This window comes from Photorhabdus aballayi (assembly GCF_026153155.1).
In the GTDB taxonomy this organism is placed as follows: Bacteria; Pseudomonadota; Gammaproteobacteria; order Enterobacterales; family Enterobacteriaceae; genus Photorhabdus; species Photorhabdus luminescens.
Genome location: NZ_JAPFCD010000010.1, coordinates 24,928 through 44,647 on the forward strand (window position 1 = coordinate 24,928; position 19,720 = coordinate 44,647).

Consider the following 19,720-nt stretch of genomic DNA (forward strand, 5'->3'; position numbering starts at 1 on the left):
TTCCAAAATCTGGACCGTTAATTATATCAACCAACAGTTATACGCAAACTATACCACCAGGTAAAAATGCGGACAAATACCCATTTGCCAATCAAAGACTATCTGATAAATGAACGAATAGTCTTCATAGCCAAATCTCTTGCGAGATTATCAATCTGTAAGACTTCCTCAATGCTCTGAGGTTCCGGTAAATTTAATTTTTCTACAACCTGCCGGTTTATAATTGCAATATCTGTGAAAGAGATTCCATTTTGTAAAAAAATCTTAACGATTTCTTCATTCGCTGCATTCAAGGTCGTCGTTGCCGCCTGACCTGCATGGCAAGCTTCAATCGCCAGTTTCAAACATGGATACCGTTCATAATCTGGTTTCGAAAACGTCAATGTACCTAAAGAATAAAAATCAAGAGGTTCAACACCAGAAGCAATACGATTTGGGTACGCCATTGCATAGGCAATGGGTGTACACATATCCGGCGTTCCTAATTGAGCAATAACGCTGCCATCCTGATAACGGACCATAGAGTGAATAACCGATTGAGGATGGATTACCACTTCCATTTCCGCAGCAGATGCATTGAACAGGCAACATGCCTCAATATATTCCAGGCCCTTATTCATCATTGTCGCAGAATCTACCGAGATCTTACGCCCCATCGACCAATTCGGATGAGCGCAAGCCTGGTCCGGCGTAACAAAAGCTAATTGCTCCAAAGGGGTATGACGAAAAGGCCCGCCAGATCCTGTCAGAATGATATTAGCAATTCCATGTTGTTTTAGATCTGCACGCCCAAGGTTTTGCTGTATGACCTCAGGTAAACTCTGGAAAATAGCATTATGTTCACTGTCAATGGGTAATAATTGAGCATTATGTTTCGCTACCGCATCCATAAAAAACCGGCCGCTGGTAATCAGCGACTCTTTATTAGCCAGTAAAATCTGTTTACCCGCCCGGATGGCAGCCAGCGTTGGCAATAAACCAGCAACACCAACAATCCCAGACATAACCTGATCAACATCATTCAAAGCAGCCAAATCACACGCAGACTGTTCCCCGAAAAATACTTCGGTTTTACAACCTTGTTCAATGAGCAACTGACGCAACTCTTTTGCGGAAACTTCATCCGCCATTGCAGCATATTGAGGCCGAAATTCCAGACATTGCTCAGCCATAACCTGGATATTTTTTCCAGCGGCAAGCGCTGTTACTTTAAATTTATCAGGATTATTGCGAACTACAGTAAGTGTACTTTTGCCTACGGAACCTGTGGAACCAAGGATGGTCAACCTTTTCATACTGATGCTCTGAATTGTTTTATCTGGTGTGTATTGATACTTATCTGATTTGCCTGGCTATGAACGCTCACGACTTCAGAGAAATGCCGAATAAAAATAGCGCCACAAGATAGCGGCGCTTGATATACCCGTCATCTTTCAAGTTGCCTCTTTGTTGGCTGCACTCACTCACCCCGGTCACAGAGTTATCTCTGCTCCCGGGAATTCGCTCCCTTGCCGCCGCGATGCATCTTGAAATCCATAAGGTATATATCTCATGAAAGAGATTAGAACTCCATCAGTTCTTCTTCTTTCTTGGTTAAAGCTTCATCAACTTTTTTGATGAAGTTATCCGTCAGCTTTTGAATATCATCCTGCGCACGACGCTCATCATCTTCACTGATCTCTTTGTCTTTCAACAGCGCTTTGATTTTGTCGTTAGCATCACGACGAATATTACGCACAGAGACACGCCCCTGCTCAGCTTCGCCACGAACCACCTTAATCAAATCTTTACGGCGCTCTTCTGTCAATGGAGGCAAAGGAACACGGATTGTTGTCCCCGCAGAAGATGGATTCAGCCCTAAATCAGAAGCCATGATTGCCTTTTCAATCGCCGGCGTCATAGTACGATCAAATACCGTGATAGCCAGGGTACGTGCATCCTCAGCAACGACGTTAGCAAGCTGACGCAAAGGCGTTGGCGTACCATAATACTCAACAGTGAGGCCATCCAGCAGACTAGGAGAAGCTCGGCCAGTACGAACCTTGCTAATTTGGTTTTTAAGTGCTTCGACGCTCTTTTCCATACGGTCTTGTGCGTCTTTTTTGATTTCATTAATCACGTTACAAACCCTTGGGAACTGGTTGTTTTCAAGCCATAAGTCATTATGGCCATGTTTGTTAAATTTGGCGTATCAGGCGACTCATCATACCGCCAAACATCTCTGGTGTCTTTGCACATTACTCATGGGAAATCAGGGTACCTTCATTTTCCCCCATCACCACACGACGCAACGCCCCCGGCTTATTCATGTTAAATACGCGAATGGGTAAGCTATGATCACGAGCCAGAGTGAATGCCGCCAAATCCATCACTTTCAATTCACGCTCTAATACCTGCTGATAAGAGAGCCTATCAAACAATACCGCTTCTGAATCTTTAGCCGGATCAGCCGAGTAAACACCATCTACTTTAGTTGCTTTTAACACAACATCTGCTTCAATCTCAATACCACGCAAACACGCTGCCGAATCTGTAGTAAAGAACGGATTGCCTGTACCCGCAGAGAAAATAACAACACGACCATGACGTAACAAACTAATCGCTTCTGCCCAACTATAGTTATCGCAAACGCCATTTAAAGGAATTGCAGACATTAGACGGGCGTTCACATAGGCGCGGTGTAATGCATCCCGCATTGCCAGACCATTCATCACTGTTGCCAACATGCCCATGTGGTCGCCGACTACACGGTTCATTCCTGCTTCTGCCAAGCCAGCACCACGAAACAGATTACCACCGCCAATGACGACACCGACCTGTATGCCCAACTCAACCAGTTCTTTGATCTCCTGAGCCATACGATCTAAAACGCTGGCGTCTATACCAAAACCTTCTGCACCTTGCAGGGCTTCTCCACTAAGTTTAAGCAGGATACGCTGATATACGGGTTTTGCATTGGTTGCCATGATGTTCTGTCCTAAGCAGAAAAGTATATTGGGGATTTACATACATCCGGGTCATTCTGACCAGATGCAAAAACTCAACACCTACTGAAATAGGCGATTTAGATTAGATAAAACAGAACCGCCATTTGGCGGCCCTGTTTGTAAAAATTAAGACTATTTACTCATTGCAGCAACTTCTGCTGCGAAATCAGTCTCAACTTTCTCAATACCTTCACCCACTTCATAACGGATGAAGCTGGTCACTTTAGCATTGTTTTCTTTCAACAGATCGCCAACTGTTTTGCTTGGATCCATCACGAAATTCTGACCTGTCAGAGAGATCTCGCCGGTGAATTTATTCATACGGCCAGAAACCATTTTCTCTGCGATTTCACGTGGCTTACCAGACTGCATTGCGATATCCAGTTGGATTTGGTGCTCACGCTCAACAACATCAGCAGGTACATCACTTGGGTTAACATATTCTGGCTTACTTGCAGCGATGTGCATAGCTACATGCTTAATCAGCTCTTCATTAGCGCCTTCAGCCGCAACCAGAACACCGATACGCGCACCATGCAGGTAAGTACCCAGTTGTTCGCCTTCTAATACAGAAACGCGACGAATGTTGATGTTTTCACCGATTTTAGCAACCAATGCAGTACGCTGTTCTTCGAACTTAGCTTTCAGCGTTTCAACATCAGAGATTTTATCAGCCAATACGGCTGCCATAACTTCTTTACCGAAAGCGATAAAGCCAGCATCTTTAGCAACGAAATCAGTTTCACAGTTCAGTTCAACCAAAGCGCCGAATTTGCCATCAGCAGCCACTTCCGCCAGGATGATACCTTCAGCAGCAACACGGCCAGCTTTCTTAGCCGCTTTCGCCTGACCTGATTTACGCATGTTGTCAATCGCTAATTCGATATCGCCATTAGCTTCAACCAGCGCTTTTTTACATTCCATCATACCTGCGCCAGTACGCTCACGCAGTTCTTTTACCAAAGCAGCGGTAATTCCAGACATTTGTTTTATTCCTCGATGTATCCCGCAGGAAGAGAGTATTCCGCATGGATAGTTCTTATATTAGATACGTAAAAGGGGGCCATAACAGGCCCCCCTAACCAATATATTTCAATACCTGGTTAATAAGGGCTCAATAATGAGCTTGCCTTATTATTCAGCTTCTACAAAGCTTTCTTCTGCCTGAACAGCCAGATCTTGAGAACGACCTTCACGAACAGCAGTAGCAACAGCACCTAGATACAGTTTTACTGCACGAATTGCGTCATCGTTACCAGGGATGATGAAATCAACGCCATCTGGATCAGAGTTCGTATCAACAACAGCAAATACTGGGATACCCAGGTTGTTTGCTTCTTTGATAGCAATGTGTTCATGTTCAGCATCGATAACAAACAGAGCGTCAGGTAAGCCGCCCATATCCTTGATACCGCCCAGGCTATTTTCTAACTTACCAAGTTCACGAGAACGAATTAACGCTTCTTTCTTGGTCAGTTTGTCAAAAGTACCGTCCTGAGACTGTGCTTCTAAATCTTTCAAACGTTTGATGGACTGACGAACGGTTTTCCAGTTAGTCAACATACCACCTAACCAACGGTGATTAACGAAGTATTGATCACAGCTCTGAGCTGCTTCTTTAACCGCTTCGCTCGCAGCACGCTTAGTACCAACAAACAGAATTTTGCCTTTGTGTGAAGCAATCTTGTTCAGTTCAGCTAACGCGTCGTTGAACATTGGAACAGTTTTTTCCAGGTTGATGATATGCACTTTGTTACGAGCACCAAAGATGAATGGTTTCATTTTTGGGTTCCAGTAACGAGTCTGGTGACCGAAGTGAACGCCCGCTTGCAGCATATCGCGCATGGAAACAGTTGCCATTGTAAACCTCTGTAAAATTTAAGTTGGGGTTATGCCTCCACGAGCCCCATAACACCGACTCCTTAGCTGCATATTCTGCATGAGAGCACCCCGGTGTATGTGCCGACCCGTGTGTGTTATTACACAAGTGAGTATATTTAACGTCACTCTGTTTTGCCTCAGCGGCAAATACACAGAACGCCGGCGCGCTTTATATCACAAACCCACCTAAGACACCAACTTTTGTTGCTATTTTCTGATAGCTCAATGTGAAAAGAAACGCAGGGTTATGAACGGGTATTCTTAATAGGCAAATATTAAGGTAACGAGGGAAATAGGGCCGCCAACTGTTATTGGCAGATATTCTGTAGGCTGATACCATTAGTTCAATAATTTTTTCCTTGTTGAAAAACAGACAACCAGCAGATTTGCTGGTTTTGAATGGATAAGTTTCATGGCAATCTCAATTAAAACCTCTGAAGATATTGAAAAAATGCGTGTCGCCGGTCAACTGGCGGCAGAAGTGCTGGAAATTATTGAACCTTATGTCAAACCCGGAGTAACAACAGGTGAATTAGATCGTATCTGTCACGATCACATTACCAACAAACAACAAGCTGTCTCTGCCTGCCTTGGTTATCACGGTTTCCCAAAATCCGTTTGTATTTCTGTTAATGACGTCGTGTGTCACGGTATCCCAAGTGATGATAAGGCATTGAAAGATGGCGATATTGTCAATATCGATGTGACTGTCATCAAAGAGGGTTTCCACGGTGATACATCAAAAATGTTCATAGTTGGCAAACCAACCATTCAGGGTGAACGCCTATGCCGCATCACTCAGGAAAGCCTCTATCTAGCCTTGAAAATGGTTAAACCCGGTATTCGTCTGCGTACCCTTGGTAAAGCTATCCAGCAATTTGTCGAAGCCAATGATTTTTCTGTGGTCCGTGAATATTGCGGTCACGGCATCGGCGCAGGCTTCCATGAGGAACCACAAGTACTGCACTATGATGCAGATGATGGCGGGGTTGTTCTGCAAAAAGGCATGGCTTTCACTATCGAACCAATGGTTAATACCGGTGACTACCGCATCCGTACCATGAAAGACGGCTGGACCGTCAAAACGAAGGACCGCAGCCTGTCCGCTCAGTATGAACACACCATTGTTGTTACTGATAATGGTTGTGAAATCATGACATTGCGTAAAGAAGAAGAACCCGCGCTCTCCACAGTTTTAATTAATGAATAATAAATAGCAAACAACGAAGCCTTGATGAAATTACCCACAAGGCTTCCAACTTTTGCATCTGTAATCTCCCCCTGTTCAACCCCCTACTTTCTCAGTAATCTGACCATTATGATTCGCCTTTCTCATAGGTTTGTACTTATGTCAGCAGATATCGCCACAATTCAGGCCCCTATCCCCCCTCTTTCTCCCGCTGATTTTTCTGGTGAAGATCTTCGCTACCCCGTGTTGAAACAGCACCTTGAAGAATTTCAGCTTTGGCTGGAACATGCCTTTAAAGCGGGTATTTCCGCAGAAGCCTTAATTTCTGCACGCAGTGATTACATAGACCAGTTGTTACAACGATTATGGTATGCCTACGGATTTGATAAAATTTCATCACTTTCATTGATTGCCGTCGGCGGATATGGTCGGCGGGAACTGCATCCACTATCTGATATTGACGTGCTGATCCTCAGTGAGCAAACGCTCACACAACTTCAAGCTCAGAATGTTGGGCAATTTATCACTTTACTATGGGATATCCGACTGGAAGTCGGCCACAGTGTTCGCACACTTGAAGAGTGTTTGCTAGAAGGGCTATCAGATCTGACTATTGCGACGAATTTAATCGAATCACGGTTAATTTGTGGCGATCCATCCATTTTTCTGCGATTACAGCGACATACATTCAGTAATGGTTTTTGGCCTTCCACTGACTTCTTTGATGCCAAAATTGTTGAACAGCACGAACGCCATCAGCGCTATCACAGCACCAGTTATAATCTGGAACCTGATATCAAAAGCAGCCCCGGAGGATTGCGAGACATTCATACCTTACTGTGGGTTGCCCGCCGCCATTTTGGCGCAACCTCCATAGATGAAATGGTCGACTTTGGTTTCCTAACAGCAGAAGAGCGTAATGAATTAAATGAATGCCAAAGTTTCCTTTGGCGTATCCGCTTTGCTCTTCATCTGATTGTCAATCGTTATGATAATCGTCTGTTATTTGATCGCCAGTTCAGTATCGCTCAACTGCTAGGCTATCAAGGAGAACGTAATCAACCGGTAGAATGGATGATGAAAGATTTCTACCGGATGACTCGCCGCGTCAGCGAACTCAACAATATGCTACTGCAACTGTTTGATGAAGCTATTCTAGCCCTGGAAACCAATGAAAAATCTCGCCCACTGGATAGTGAATTCCAGCTACGGGGACAACTTATTGATCTCATTGATGAAACCCTATTTATCAAAGAACCCGCGGCTATTATGCGGATGTTTTATCGCATGGCGGAACATGAAGAAGTCCAAGGCATTTATTCTACTACGTTACGCCACCTCCGTTATGCACGCCGCAATCTATCTCAGCCATTGTGTGAATTACCGGAAGCTCGCCAAATCTTTATGGATATCCTGCGTCACCCAAGGGCGGTTGAAAACGCATTTGTGCCCATGCATCGTCACAGTGTTCTTGGCGCTTACACCCCCCTTTGGGGCAATATCGTCGGTCAGATGCAATTTGATCTGTTTCACGCCTATACCGTCGATGAACATACTATCCGTGTACTGAGAAAGCTGGAAAGTTTTGCCGATGAGAATAATCGTGCAGCCCATCCACTCTGTGTTGAGTTATATCCTCGCCTGCCTCAACCTGAACTTCTACGTCTTGCTGCACTATTTCATGATATCGCCAAAGGGCGTACTGGCGACCATTCTGAACTTGGCTCTGACGATGCGCTAGCGTTTTCACTACAACATGGGCTTAACTCACGGGAAGCTGATTTGGTAGCCTGGCTGGTTCGTCATCATCTGTTAATGTCAGTCACAGCTCAACGGAGAGATATTCAAGACCCAGAAATCATCAAGCAATTTGCCCATGATATCCTCAATGAAACTCGGCTACGCTATCTGATCTGTCTGACAGTCGCTGATATCTGCGCCACCAACATTAACCTATGGAATAGTTGGAAGCAGAGCTTATTACGGGAACTCTATTTCTCTACAGAAAATCAACTACGGCAAGGAAATACGCCAGATTTTCGGGAACGCATCCGTCACAACCGTTTTCAGGCGCTTGCTCTGTTGCGTCAGGATAATATTAACGAGCAGAAACTCCATCAGCTTTGGAGTCGTTGTCATGCAGATTATTTCCTTCGTCATACGCCAAAACAACTCGCCTGGCACGCTCGCCACCTAGTACAACATGATTCTCAAGAGTCACTGATACTGATAAGTACCAAGCCAACTCGCGGCGGCACAGAAATTTTTATCTGGAGCTTAGATCGCCCTTCCCTGTTTGCGGCGGTTGTCGGCGAATTGGATAGACGTAACCTGAGTGTTCATAATGCTCAAATATTTACCAATCGTGATGGCATGACAATGGACACTTTCGTGGTACTGGAACCCAATGGTCATCCTTTAGCATTGGATCGCCACGAAATAGTACGTAACGCACTTTTACAAGTGGTTCTGGATCCCCATACCAAGACACCGAAAACACGAAAATTGCCAACCAAACTGCGCCACTTTAACGTACCGACAAAAGTGACCTTCTTACCTACCCATAACGAACGACGCACCTATATGGAGCTATTTGCCCTGGATCAACCGGGATTACTGGCAAGAGTTGGTAATATTTTTGCCGAAATGGGGGTTTCACTGCATGGAGCACATATCACCACCATCGGTGAACGTGTCGAAGACTTTTTTGTTCTGGCAGATAAAGACCACAAAGCCTTAAATAAAAAAGTCAGAGAAGAATTATCAGAAAGGTTGACAGCAACCCTAAATCCAAAGGATAAAATATAACTGAATATAAGCCCATGACTCAGATGATAACCAAGGAATCCGATGCAATGCAGCAACTACAATCCATTATCGAAAATGCTTTTGAAAACCGCGCAACGCTTACTCCAGCAACAGTCAGCCACGAAATACGTGATGCTGTTACTCAAGTCATCAATCTGCTGGATAGTGGAAAATTGCGCGTTGCAGAGAAAATTGACGGTCAGTGGATCACGCATCAATGGCTGAAAATGGCGGTCCTGCTCTCTTTCCGTATTAATGAAAATCAGATTATCGATGGCGCAGAAAGCCGTTATTTCGATAAAGTTCCGATGAAATTCTCTGACTATGATCAGGCAAGATTTGAAAAAGAGGGTTTTCGCGTAGTACCTCCTGCGGCGGCGCGTCAAGGGGCTTTTATTGCCCGTAACTGCGTACTGATGCCTTCCTATGTCAACATCGGCGCTTACGTTGATGAAGGAACAATGGTAGATACCTGGGCAACAGTCGGCTCCTGTGCCCAAATTGGTAAAAACGTCCATTTATCCGGTGGTGTCGGCATCGGCGGCGTATTAGAACCATTGCAAGCTAACCCGACCATTATTGAAGACAACTGCTTTATTGGCGCCCGTTCTGAAATTGTAGAAGGTGTCATTGTCGAAGAGGGTTCAGTGATTTCAATGGGTGTCTATATCGGTCAAAGCACCAAAATCTATGATCGTGAAACAGGCGAAATCCATTATGGTCGCGTCCCTGCGGGTTCTGTTGTTGTCTCTGGCAACCTCCCATCAAAAGATGGTAGTTATAGCCTGTATTGTGCTGTCATTGTCAAAAAAGTGGATGCCAAAACACGAGGAAAAGTGGGCATTAATGAACTACTTAGATCGATAGATTAAACTTTAAAATAGCGGATAATAAATAAGTCCGCTATTTTTTTGCTTTTTATCATCATTACCGACCTCAGTCAGTGTTATTAATATAGGGAGTTTGAACGCGGGCAACGTGCACAACCTGGAACGGATACAGCGTACATAAGACGTTTGAGCACGACCCACATTCAAAATAACGTATAAAATAACCTACTGGGAAAAATACCCTTAAGGTGGTGCCATGTACGATAACTTAAAGAGTCTGGGGATCACATACCCCGAAGAAATTGACCGCTATAGTCTGCGTCAGGAAGCTAACAACGATATTCTGAAAATCTATTTCCGCAAGGATAAAGGTGAATTCTTTGCCAAAAGTGTGAAATTCAAATATCCGCGTCAACGCAAGACTGTAACTGCAAACAATACAGAGCAAGGATACAAAGAGATCAACGAAATCAACACTAACCTGCGTTATGTGATTGAAGAGTTGGATCAAATTTGCAAACGAGATCAAGCAGAAGTCGATTTGAAACACAAAATTCTCGATGACTTGCGTCATCTTGAACATGTCGTTGCCAACAAGATTGCCGAGATTGAAGCCGATCTGGAAAAACTAACCCGTAAATAAAACGGTTCTATTAATTACACCGCTTATATCCTACCCGGTATAAGCGGTGCATTGAAATTATTAAATCAATTCTCCCCATTGCCTGATCCAAGACTGAGCAAAAACTTCCGGTTCAGCTTCTTCCACCGCATCCACCATCAAAACCTCACCGACTCTTATTGCCCTTTGCTCTTGTAGTAATTCATCAAAAGTACGCCCGCCGCCACAAAAGCTCTCATAACTGCTATCTCCCAAAGCGATCACGCCATAGCGTAATTCTGGCTGATAACCCAATTCATCTCGCAAAGCATAATAAAGCGGCCGAATATTATCAGGTAAATCCCCTTGCCCAGTCGTTGAAGTAATAACTAAAACCGTGTTATCAAGATAGGATTGCCACTGTTCCAACTCCCCTTCTTCAAATACTTCTATATCATGACCTTGTTGTTCAAGGATCTGCTGTGCTTCTTCTGCAACAGCAAGCGCGTTACCGTAAACAGTACCAACAAAAATACCAATCTTCGCCATAATTTATTATCTCTTCAAAGCAATTATCAGTTATCCTCGCTGGCAACAGCAGAAAACTCAACCCTTCCCAAATCAGGGATAATTACCTTTACCAGCTAAGCCATCTCATCAAAGCAAATATTGCCACTATTAAGTTCATGCTGTCATGTAAACAGCACTAATGACTAATCATATATCTAATAAACTAATTACGAACAGACGTAGCGATCAATAACTGTAGTTATTTTACATAAAACGGTAACAGGTAATCATCAAAAACATCGTTTTCTGTGACAACCAAGATCAAGTAACAGAAGTTAAGTCGTCTTAAATCAAGTTATTTAGCCAATAATAATTCAATGTTAAAATCACTTTTTTAAACGACTTTAGCTGATAATATTGATATTAATATGAAAAATGACCATATACTTTTTTTCAAGATCAACAATAGTATTATGAAATTAATAGAACGGCACAAATAAGCACTAAGTAAAGGAAAATCATCACTATGTTTAACAATAAAGCTGTTGTGCTGAGTATACTATTAAGTGCCGCAAACATCACCGGTTCATCTGGACTGATGATCTGGGTAGATACCATGCTTAAAGATGGAGGTATGATTTTAGACGCTTATATTCCTGTTTTTTCCTATTTATTGGGGTTATCTCTGGGATGCATGACCATATCCTTTCTTATTCGAAAAATGAATATTAATTTTTTTGAAAAAAATATTTTTGGATTATTTTTATTATTAGCAACTACAAACTGCATTCTCTTTGCAAGAGAAATAACACTTATTCCAGTTTGGTTGGATGCTCTACATAGAATATTATGGGGGGTAATAAGTGGATTTATTGTCATAATGGGAAGAAATATTCTTATACCCGTCATCTTTCAAGTTGCCTCTTTGTTGGCTGCACTCACTCACCCCGGTCACATAGTTATCTATGCTCCCGGGGATTCGCTCCCTTGCCGTCGCGATGCATCTTGAAATCCATTGGGTATATAACCGCAGGAAATGAAAAGAAAACGAATAATGATTTTTCTATTTTAAGCCTAGCGTTATTAAGCCTACCATTTTTAATCCCTGTTATTTTCTCTCTTTTAGGTTTAAATTACCGCACATCAGCAAACATTTTTGCTACCTTTATTTATTCTACTGCTTCAATTATCTATTTTACTGACTTTAAAAACAATAATTTAAAAACACAAAAATACGACATTAAAGATTCTATGAAAACAACCAATAAATTAGTTATTTTTAGTGCTTTTTCCAGTTTAGTTATAATCAATGTTTGCTTTTTTCTATCCTTAATGATTATACCAGCAATGCGAACAAAATACTTTGAACATATTGATATGATTCAAATGTATATCATATTACTGATTATATGGTTCCCCTGTGCAATTGGGATCATGAAAGTCATCAAATCTGCACTTTTAACCAAAAGAATCATGGTAGGTAATATCATGCAATTATTCTCTCTCGGATTCTGTTTACTTGGCATTATGATAAATTCTGGCATACTCTATTTATTATTTACAATTATGGTATTTTTAGCTAATACCATTATGCAACCTGTTTTTTTCTCTTATCTGGGGTTATATTCAAAAAATTCTCTTTATACTTTGGGTATGCAATCAGGGATTTATGTATTTATTACTATGATCATTCTTTTTTATACTATTTATTTAGGTGTTGATATTAAAGAAATCGTTGCTGGATTTACAATATTATTAATTTCATCGATAGTTATCTCGACTATTTTTCTCTTTACTATTAATTATAAAAAACAATAAAGCTAGCGTAATTATTATATTAAAATACTTATTGTTAATGGAGAATAAAAAGCACCTTAAAGTGCTTTTTATACAACTATTGATAACAAGCAATAAAGATACAATAATCATACCCTCTATTAGCCTGCTAATACCTTTTTATTTCTAAAGTAAGTACTTAGTAAAGTAAAGAAAGTAAAAAGTATCAGTAATATCCAACTTAAGTTATAACTACCTGTAATATCTCTTAATATCCCTACTAATGGCGCAATAACAATCACAGAGACTTGGTTAGCTGTCATAGCCAAACCCAAAGCAAATCCCATCCTATCTTTAGGGGCTGTGTCTGCTATATAAGCTACCCAAGGGCCATACCAACCTACCCCAAAGAAACCAAGTAAGATCATTAATGGGAATAAAAAATAATAACTATCAATTTTAATAAAAAATAAAATAGCGATTCCAATTAAAGAACAAAATAAACAACATAATACTTGAAAATATCTATTTGTTTTTGTTCTGTCACTCCAAGCAGCTAAAGCTATTCTTCCTACAACCCCAGAGATAAGAGCTAAGAATAATAAAGTTGCACCTATAGATGGAGAAATTTTTAGTTCTTCATAAAAATAAGAAATTAGATAAATAACCACACTATATTGAATAGCTGTTAAACAAGCGCCAGACAACATAATATTAAACATCGCAGGTTCTTTGACCATCAATATTTTATTTCTGATAGTCGATATAATATTAATGTGCCGTATTTTCTTTGCTCTAGGATCTTTATCTTTATAAAATATAAAAAAAAGTGCAGCCCCAAAAATAGCAATACATCCACTAGCAAAGAAAGCAAAATGCCAATTAAAACGAATTGCCAAAAATGGTAGAATTAAACTTGCCAAAGCCCCTCCTAAGGGCAATCCTGCTTGTCTAATCCCCATAGCAAAACCTAACTGACTTTTCGGAAACCAATTAGAAACGGATTTGGCCCCACCTGGTTGCGCAGAGCTATATCCAATCCCAAGAATAAATAAGAGTATGAGAATTGCATAATAGCTATCAAAAAATAGGGTAAAACATAGAGTCATTCCAACCAAGAAAACACCTATACTTACCACGTACTTTTCATTAAACCTATCAAGTAATTCTCCAGCTACTAGTAAGCCAAATAATGGTGCAAGTTGGGCAGACGATACTAGTAACCCAATTTGGAATGCAGATAACGACATCTGTTGCTGCAATAGTGGAGCGATAGAACCTATTCCTTGAACAAAAAAACATGCACATGCCTGCGTTATCGTAGCTATAAATAACACTGTCCATTTATAACTTTCAATATTTTGATTTATCACGAATTAACTATCCTAGAAGATCTTTATAAAAAACCACTATATGTATATGGAGAAGTAAAGTTATCAACCTTACTTTGTTCTGTTAAGAATAAAAATTTCTGAATTCCCTTTTGAGAGTTAATTTGGTTAATCGCCTGATAAAGGGAGTTGACGGCATCATAGGCAGGATCCACCCATTCCTTAACATTTTTAAAAATATACTTTAATTCATCTTTAATATTAGGAAAGTGAGTGCATCCTAAAATCACGACATCCACATTATCAACTTCCTCCTTTGTCATTGATCTTAATATTAAACTTTCTATATCATTGGTTTTTAATGATATTCCTCTGGATTTCATCTCTGAAAATTTAACCAACTCTGTTAAGCCTAACGTTTTAAAGATAAACTTATCATCAATTAACTTTGCACATATATTATTAACATATTCACTGTTAATTGTATTAGGTGTAGCAATCAGAAGAACATTCTTTTTCAAAGAGATCTGAAAAGCTTCTAAAATAGGAGGGAGCACCTTAATACAAGGCATTTTTAGTTTTTCTATAAAACTGTTACTCAATAAAGTTGATGCTGTATTACAGGCAATGATTAAACCAATTGGCTTAAATACTTGTACTGCTTGCTCTAATAGATCTTCTATTCTTTCTAGTAACAAAGTTCTATCCTTATTTCCATAAGGATAGAACTTATTATCAGCAATGTAAACGACGTCAGTACCTAAAAAAAAATTTTCTATATATTTAGATACTGACAAACCACCAACCCCCGAATCAAAAATCAATATTCTAGGTGCATCAGTGTTTATTTTTTCTATAGAATCGCCATTAGCATTGTAAAATACTATACTTTTTTTTTCTAAAATAATCGTATTTTCAACTAACATAAAAACCTCTTAAGCAATGATAGCTCGACTTTGAACAGATCCTCGCATTCCTCGAGATTTCTTTAAATCAGTTGTAAAGACAACTCTTGCTAACCAACGTGCTTTTTCTCCAAAGAAAGGTTCATATGCATCCCTAGCGTGCACACATCTAAAGTTATCAACAAATATGCAATCGGAAGTATTTAAAACAATTGATTTTTTGTTTTTATTAAAAAAATCAATTACCTTATTGACTGCTTTTATTTCATCTAACAAATTGTTATCTAGGTTCAAAGCAGCAGCATTAATTCTTACATAAGGCTCTTCTTTTGCACCAAATAATATTGCCTGGCCTTCTTCATCAACAATATTTGAAGTTGAATGAATTGGATTATGAGAAATATAAAACCTGTCCTGAAAAAGCAGATCCTTTTCCTTATCAGTAAGTTCAATACCGTCAATACAAGAAATTGTTGTTGGCGCTCTTTCTTCATTTCGCATACAGACAAGTCCTAGGAACTCAGCTCTTGCTGGGTGAAAGGCATCTTCTACATGAAACCCAAAATCTTTATTTGAACCACTGCTTGAATTAGGGATATTTTGTAATTCTTCGAAAGGAATAATATTATTGTATATACTACCATTTCGTTGGGAGGTAAATCCCATACCCTCTCCCAATAAAGACCCATATAAACCTAATAATATTTTAGCATCATTAATTTTATATCCATCTTCTAATTCTATTAATTTTCCTGGAGTTGGTTGAACACCATTAAGCAAAACAGGGTTATCTTTAACATGAATAGCAGCATATTTCTCATGCCGTTTAAAATGATAAAACTCTTCTCTAATACTACGAGGCAATTCTTGAGCGAAAATTGTAGCTCTTTCTAGAAAGTCATATTGATTATCTAACTTCTCATCAAAAACAATATGATCTATTAAATCTTTAATCACTTTACTTTCACTTTGCCCAGGCTTAATTTCCTTTATATACGTCATCTTCCTACTCTAATATAGTTAATATAATAAAAGATAATTTAGTTCAGATAATTTATATTTATTTTAGTTTAAAACGAAATAAATTTTACATTTCTTTACATTTATATTCTTTATAAAAATTTATTTTATTTATAATTTTCAAAAAGTTAAATTTAACTTGTGGAAAAAACAATCTTTTTTCAAACCGAACAAAAATATTTCTTAAAATAATATTTAAATCCATTTTTTCAAAAAATTATGCATTTTTTATTTAAATATTAATATAATATTACACAAGGAAACTATTGATGCCTTATCTATATAAACGTTATTCATGCTGATCTTTTTTCTTTTGCGACAAATACTAGCTTTCTTGTTGTTTCCACACGAAGCATATTTAAGGTTAGACATATACAAGCCAGGATTTTTGCAGCATCACCGCGATGGTACCAAGCATCTTCGTTCATCAACACATCTAAAACTCAGCACACGCAATGGTGAATAGGCCGCGAAAACCTCCCTCGCAGCCTCCAACAGAAAGGTATATGAACCTCTCAATTCATACCACTCCCACCAAGTAAACGCACTTACTATTCTTGCTTACTCGTGGACAAACAACCTTGGGTTCTCGACATTTACCGTTCGCTTCGTACTAATTACTATCACATTCCAAATCGGGAACAATACCTTGCCAGCCAAATTGTTGTATTAAATGCTGCCATGATGCATCCCATTTCGCCGTCAGCGATAATTTCTCACCCGTAACAGGGTGATCCAACTCAAGACAACTGGCATGAAGCATCAACCGGCTGGTTTGATAATGAATGGTAACTCCTCTGTTTTGCCGTAAATCGCCATGTGTCGTATCACCAATAATTGGGTGACGAATATGTGCCATATGGCGTCTCAATTGATGTTTTCGGCCTGTTTTCGGTGTCAATTCCAACAAACTAAAGCGTGATGTAGGATAACGGCCTATCTCTACCGGGCATTCTACCGTTGCCAGTGGTCGGTAATAAGTCACACAAGGCTGGGCCTCTTTATCGCCATCTGCAAATTTATCCGCGATCTTATCCAGTTCCTCAACCAGAGCGTAATCAACAATCGCTGATTCCAACACATAACCGCGCACAACAGCATGATAAGTTTTTTGTAACTGATGATGTTCAAACTGTTGGGAAAGCTGACGGGCAACATCGCTAGAAAGCGCCATCAGCAATACGCCTGACGTTGGCCTATCCAGACGGTGTAGCGGGAAAACATGCTGACCAATCTGATCACGCAATGTCTGCATAACAAAGACCGTTTCGTGACGCGCCAACCAGCTACGATGAACTAACCACCCCGCTGGCTTGTTAACTGCCACAATATGATCATCCTGATATAATATTTCCAACATATCAGGCATTATCCTGCATAAATAAGCGATCCAACGCACGAAGATGTTCAAGCAGTTGCTGGTAACGCCCGATAGTATCTTCTTTATAAGACTCCTCAAAGTAAGGCGCGATAGCAAATGCTGTAGGCAACGCCAATCCCTGCTCCAACAATGCATACATTCTCGGAATTAATACCCACTGCAACCACTCTTCGGCTAACATCGTATCAATGGAAAATGGCTCAACACTTTCGAAAGCTTCCGGTCTAGGCGGATGACTCTGCCACAAGTCAATTGCCCTCATGGCTTCTTCAATTAACTGTAATTTATGCAGAATTTTTTTTGCAGTACTCATATTTTCAGTCTGACTCAGTTTTTATTCAAAACAACCAAGTTCGCAAGAATACCATCGATACCCCTTAAGCTGAAAATTTGCTTGCTCCGCCAAATAAGAGAAGGGAGCGAACAAGCGCTCCCCTTAAGTTGATTTATAGCAGTCCCGCTAATAATATGCTCCCTGCTCACTCCTTGAAAAATTGTCCCTAGTTGGTTATCCCTTTCCTATCATTTTATTTATGTTGCATACGATCCTGTTATGCATTGCGTCATCCTGACCATCATCACTTATCTGTCCTTGAGAAATTGTGCGCAATGATTCCTTTCCTGCTAAGGACAGCATGAATTAATTCGTTCGATGAAACAAGCTACACATACTGGAACCAGTAAGTGAGGAGAGGGAATAAAATCTGTGATTATTTATAGCCTATTGAAATAAAATGAAAATAATAAACTAACGTGAAACTTACAAAAGTAAACAATGATATCTCTTACATGAAGTGTAAGAGATATCTTACAAATGCAACGTTAAAAATCCGGGCCTAACGAATAAAGACAGGTTTAATTGCACCAAGAAACCCAATTAAGTCGGTAAATAACCGCGTTCGTTTATGGCTACCAAATTGCTCCAACATCACTTCACCGGTCAAATTACACAGAGAAATGATACCCATATCATCTGATTCCATCGTCGCAATAAATGCCGTTGGCGACAGTTTCAACCGCTTCTGCGTCACCAAATGTCCTATCAGGTTTTCCTGTAAACGGATAAAGTCATCTTCACTCCAGACCTGAATCAAACTAAACCGTTGACCTTCAAACGTTACCGTCATATCACCGGCCAATTGTGATGTATAAAAATCATGAATTGCTGGTTGTAATTGAATATCCAGTGCAACTTCGACGCTATTCAGCTTATCCTCTAAGGGAAAAGGCTGTGGAAGCCAATAAACTATGCTGTCGCCAGTCTGAGTAATACAAGGTGATGGTACACCATAAAGTTCACGGCTGGCAGGGGGGGCTCCGGTTTCCTTTTGCCACAAATCGACATAACAACGGGTAAAATTAGACAACGCTTCTGTAACATTAGAAATCATATTATTTTCAACCGGTAACTGTTAGGGTGTACTTAGCAATTTTATAGTAAACCAAAGATAGTAAACTGAGCGAACAAATAAAATTCAGACAGACGCGCTAACTTGCTAGACTTAAGCCATCACTACTATCAGATTTTGAGGAATAACATGTCGTTATATCGGGATCACCAAGCTCTTGAGCAACTTACACTGGGTAAGACCACTTTATATCGTGACCAATATGATGCCAGCTTATTGCAAGCTGTACCCCGCAATATGAACCGTGAACCGATGGAAATTTTCCCGGATAATTTGCCGTTTCACGGCGCTGATATCTGGACACTATATGAGCTATCATGGCTGAATAGCCGCGGTTTGCCACAAGTTGCTATCGGGCATGTTAGTTTAAATGCAACAAGTAAGAACCTAATTGAATCTAAAAGTTTTAAGCTCTATCTGAACAGCTTTAACCAGACTCATTTTGAAAGCTGGCAAGTCGTTGAAGAAACACTACAGCGCGATCTGGCCGCTTGTGCTGAAGGCGAGGTGGAAGTGACACTTCATCATTTAGATCATTTCAATAACCAGCCAATCTCTGCTTTTACAGGTGAATGTATTGACGAGCAGAATATTGAAGTGACTGAATATGATTTCAATCGTCATTATCTGCAAGGTGCAGCACAAGGCCCGCTGGTAGAAGAAGTTTTGGTTAGCCATCTACTGAAATCTAATTGCCTGATCACCCATCAACCTGACTGGGGATCTGTCCAGATTCACTACCAAGGGTCAAAAATCAATCGGGAAGCACTGTTACGTTACTTGATATCATTCCGGCATCACAACGAGTTTCACGAGCAATGTGTTGAGCGTATCTTCAACGACTTACAACAGTTATGCGCGCCAGAAAAGCTCTCAGTCTACGCTCGTTATACCCGTCGCGGAGGACTAGATATCAACCCGTGGCGTACAAACAGTGCAAGCTTTGTTCCAGAAACAAGCAGATTGGCACGTCAATAAATCTGCTTTAAATCTGTTTTCCTAAGCGCAATTTTTGAAAAATAAGCTGAAATAGGGTATGTAATATATTCAGTTTAGTGATATTGATATGTAATCCATACACGGTATACAAGG

19 protein-coding genes are annotated in these 19,720 nt (G+C 40.3%); 7 read left to right on the plus strand and 12 right to left on the minus strand.

Annotated features, from left to right (window positions below; translation table 11 throughout):
- Window positions 1-98 precede the first annotated feature (98 nt).
- The 5 genes from ispC to rpsB all read right to left on the minus strand — a co-directional run bounded on the left by ispC (window position 99) and on the right by rpsB (window position 4,847).
- Window positions 99-1,295 (minus strand): 1-deoxy-D-xylulose-5-phosphate reductoisomerase, encoded by a 1,197-nt coding sequence (gene ispC / locus OO184_RS07540; protein ID WP_265378645.1) that lies wholly within the window; start codon window positions 1,293-1,295, stop codon window positions 99-101.
- A 266-nt stretch (window positions 1,296-1,561) separates the two neighbouring features.
- Entirely contained in the window at window positions 1,562-2,119 is a 558-nt protein-coding gene (gene frr, locus OO184_RS07545; protein ID WP_049583679.1) for a ribosome recycling factor, read from the minus strand.
- 118 nt (window positions 2,120-2,237) lie between these two features.
- Window positions 2,238-2,966 (minus strand): UMP kinase, encoded by a 729-nt coding sequence (gene pyrH / locus OO184_RS07550; protein ID WP_049583680.1) that lies wholly within the window; start codon window positions 2,964-2,966, stop codon window positions 2,238-2,240.
- A 153-nt stretch (window positions 2,967-3,119) separates the two neighbouring features.
- Entirely contained in the window at window positions 3,120-3,971 is an 852-nt protein-coding gene (tsf, locus tag OO184_RS07555; protein ID WP_265378646.1) for a translation elongation factor Ts, read from the minus strand.
- Between the two features lie 150 nt (window positions 3,972-4,121).
- The gene (gene rpsB, locus OO184_RS07560; protein WP_088373931.1) at window positions 4,122-4,847 is read right to left on the minus strand and encodes a 30S ribosomal protein S2; all 726 of its coding nucleotides are present in this window, start codon (window positions 4,845-4,847) and stop codon (window positions 4,122-4,124) included.
- A gap of 433 nt (window positions 4,848-5,280) precedes the next feature.
- Between rpsB and map the strand changes: the two genes are divergently transcribed.
- The 4 genes from map (at window position 5,281) to OO184_RS07580 (ending at window position 10,338) form a co-directional block, all read left to right on the plus strand.
- The gene (gene map, locus OO184_RS07565) at window positions 5,281-6,078 is read left to right on the plus strand and encodes a type I methionyl aminopeptidase (protein WP_265378647.1); all 798 of its coding nucleotides are present in this window, start codon (window positions 5,281-5,283) and stop codon (window positions 6,076-6,078) included.
- 138 nt (window positions 6,079-6,216) lie between these two features.
- Window positions 6,217-8,865, plus strand: a complete 2,649-nt coding sequence (gene glnD, locus OO184_RS07570; protein ID WP_265378648.1) for a bifunctional uridylyltransferase/uridylyl-removing protein GlnD — start codon at window positions 6,217-6,219, stop codon at window positions 8,863-8,865.
- 47 nt (window positions 8,866-8,912) lie between these two features.
- Window positions 8,913-9,737: a 2,3,4,5-tetrahydropyridine-2,6-dicarboxylate N-succinyltransferase gene (dapD, locus tag OO184_RS07575; RefSeq protein ID WP_265378649.1), complete on the plus strand. Its 825-nt coding sequence runs from the start codon at window positions 8,913-8,915 to the stop codon at window positions 9,735-9,737.
- Between the two features lie 214 nt (window positions 9,738-9,951).
- A complete protein-coding gene (locus tag OO184_RS07580; protein WP_036781518.1) occupies window positions 9,952-10,338 on the plus strand; it encodes a DUF3461 family protein in 387 nt (128 codons plus the stop codon).
- A 60-nt stretch (window positions 10,339-10,398) separates the two neighbouring features.
- On the opposite strand, the gene OO184_RS07585 is transcribed toward OO184_RS07580, so the two are convergent.
- Window positions 10,399-10,845: a flavodoxin gene (locus OO184_RS07585; protein WP_265378650.1), complete on the minus strand. Its 447-nt coding sequence runs from the start codon at window positions 10,843-10,845 to the stop codon at window positions 10,399-10,401.
- Window positions 10,846-11,332: 487 nt separating this feature from the next.
- On the opposite strand from OO184_RS07585, the gene OO184_RS07590 reads away from it, so the two are divergent.
- Both OO184_RS07590 and OO184_RS07595 read left to right on the plus strand, forming a co-directional pair.
- The gene (locus OO184_RS07590) at window positions 11,333-11,815 is read left to right on the plus strand and encodes a hypothetical protein (RefSeq protein WP_265378651.1); all 483 of its coding nucleotides are present in this window, start codon (window positions 11,333-11,335) and stop codon (window positions 11,813-11,815) included.
- Window positions 11,812-12,624, plus strand: coding sequence for a hypothetical protein (locus tag OO184_RS07595; protein WP_265378652.1), 813 nt, complete (start codon window positions 11,812-11,814; stop codon window positions 12,622-12,624). The genes OO184_RS07590 and OO184_RS07595 overlap by 4 nt, the downstream gene beginning before the upstream one ends.
- A 119-nt stretch (window positions 12,625-12,743) precedes the next feature.
- Here the strand turns inward: OO184_RS07595 and OO184_RS07600 are convergent, their stop codons facing one another.
- The 6 genes from OO184_RS07600 to syd form a co-directional block, all read right to left on the minus strand.
- A complete protein-coding gene (locus OO184_RS07600; RefSeq protein WP_265378653.1) occupies window positions 12,744-13,955 on the minus strand; it encodes an MFS transporter in 1,212 nt (403 codons plus the stop codon).
- A gap of 23 nt (window positions 13,956-13,978) precedes the next feature.
- On the minus strand, window positions 13,979-14,839 hold the full coding sequence (gene murI, locus OO184_RS07605; RefSeq protein ID WP_265378654.1) for a glutamate racemase: 861 nt from the start codon (window positions 14,837-14,839) through the stop codon (window positions 13,979-13,981).
- A 9-nt stretch (window positions 14,840-14,848) separates the two neighbouring features.
- Window positions 14,849-15,820 (minus strand): Fe(II)-2OG oxygenase family protein, encoded by a 972-nt coding sequence (locus OO184_RS07610; RefSeq protein ID WP_265378655.1) that lies wholly within the window; start codon window positions 15,818-15,820, stop codon window positions 14,849-14,851.
- Window positions 15,821-16,451: 631 nt separating this feature from the next.
- The gene (truC, locus tag OO184_RS07615) at window positions 16,452-17,198 is read right to left on the minus strand and encodes a tRNA pseudouridine(65) synthase TruC (RefSeq protein WP_265378656.1); all 747 of its coding nucleotides are present in this window, start codon (window positions 17,196-17,198) and stop codon (window positions 16,452-16,454) included.
- A gap of 1 nt (window position 17,199) precedes the next feature.
- The gene (locus tag OO184_RS07620; RefSeq protein WP_265378657.1) at window positions 17,200-17,532 is read right to left on the minus strand and encodes a YqcC family protein; all 333 of its coding nucleotides are present in this window, start codon (window positions 17,530-17,532) and stop codon (window positions 17,200-17,202) included.
- 523 nt (window positions 17,533-18,055) lie between these two features.
- Window positions 18,056-18,610, minus strand: coding sequence for a SecY-interacting protein (gene syd, locus OO184_RS07625; protein ID WP_265378658.1), 555 nt, complete (start codon window positions 18,608-18,610; stop codon window positions 18,056-18,058).
- Window positions 18,611-18,757: 147 nt separating this feature from the next.
- Between syd and queF the strand changes: the two genes are divergently transcribed.
- Entirely contained in the window at window positions 18,758-19,606 is an 849-nt protein-coding gene (gene queF, locus OO184_RS07630; protein ID WP_265378659.1) for an NADPH-dependent 7-cyano-7-deazaguanine reductase QueF, read from the plus strand.
- Window positions 19,607-19,720: the final 114 nt, after the last annotated feature.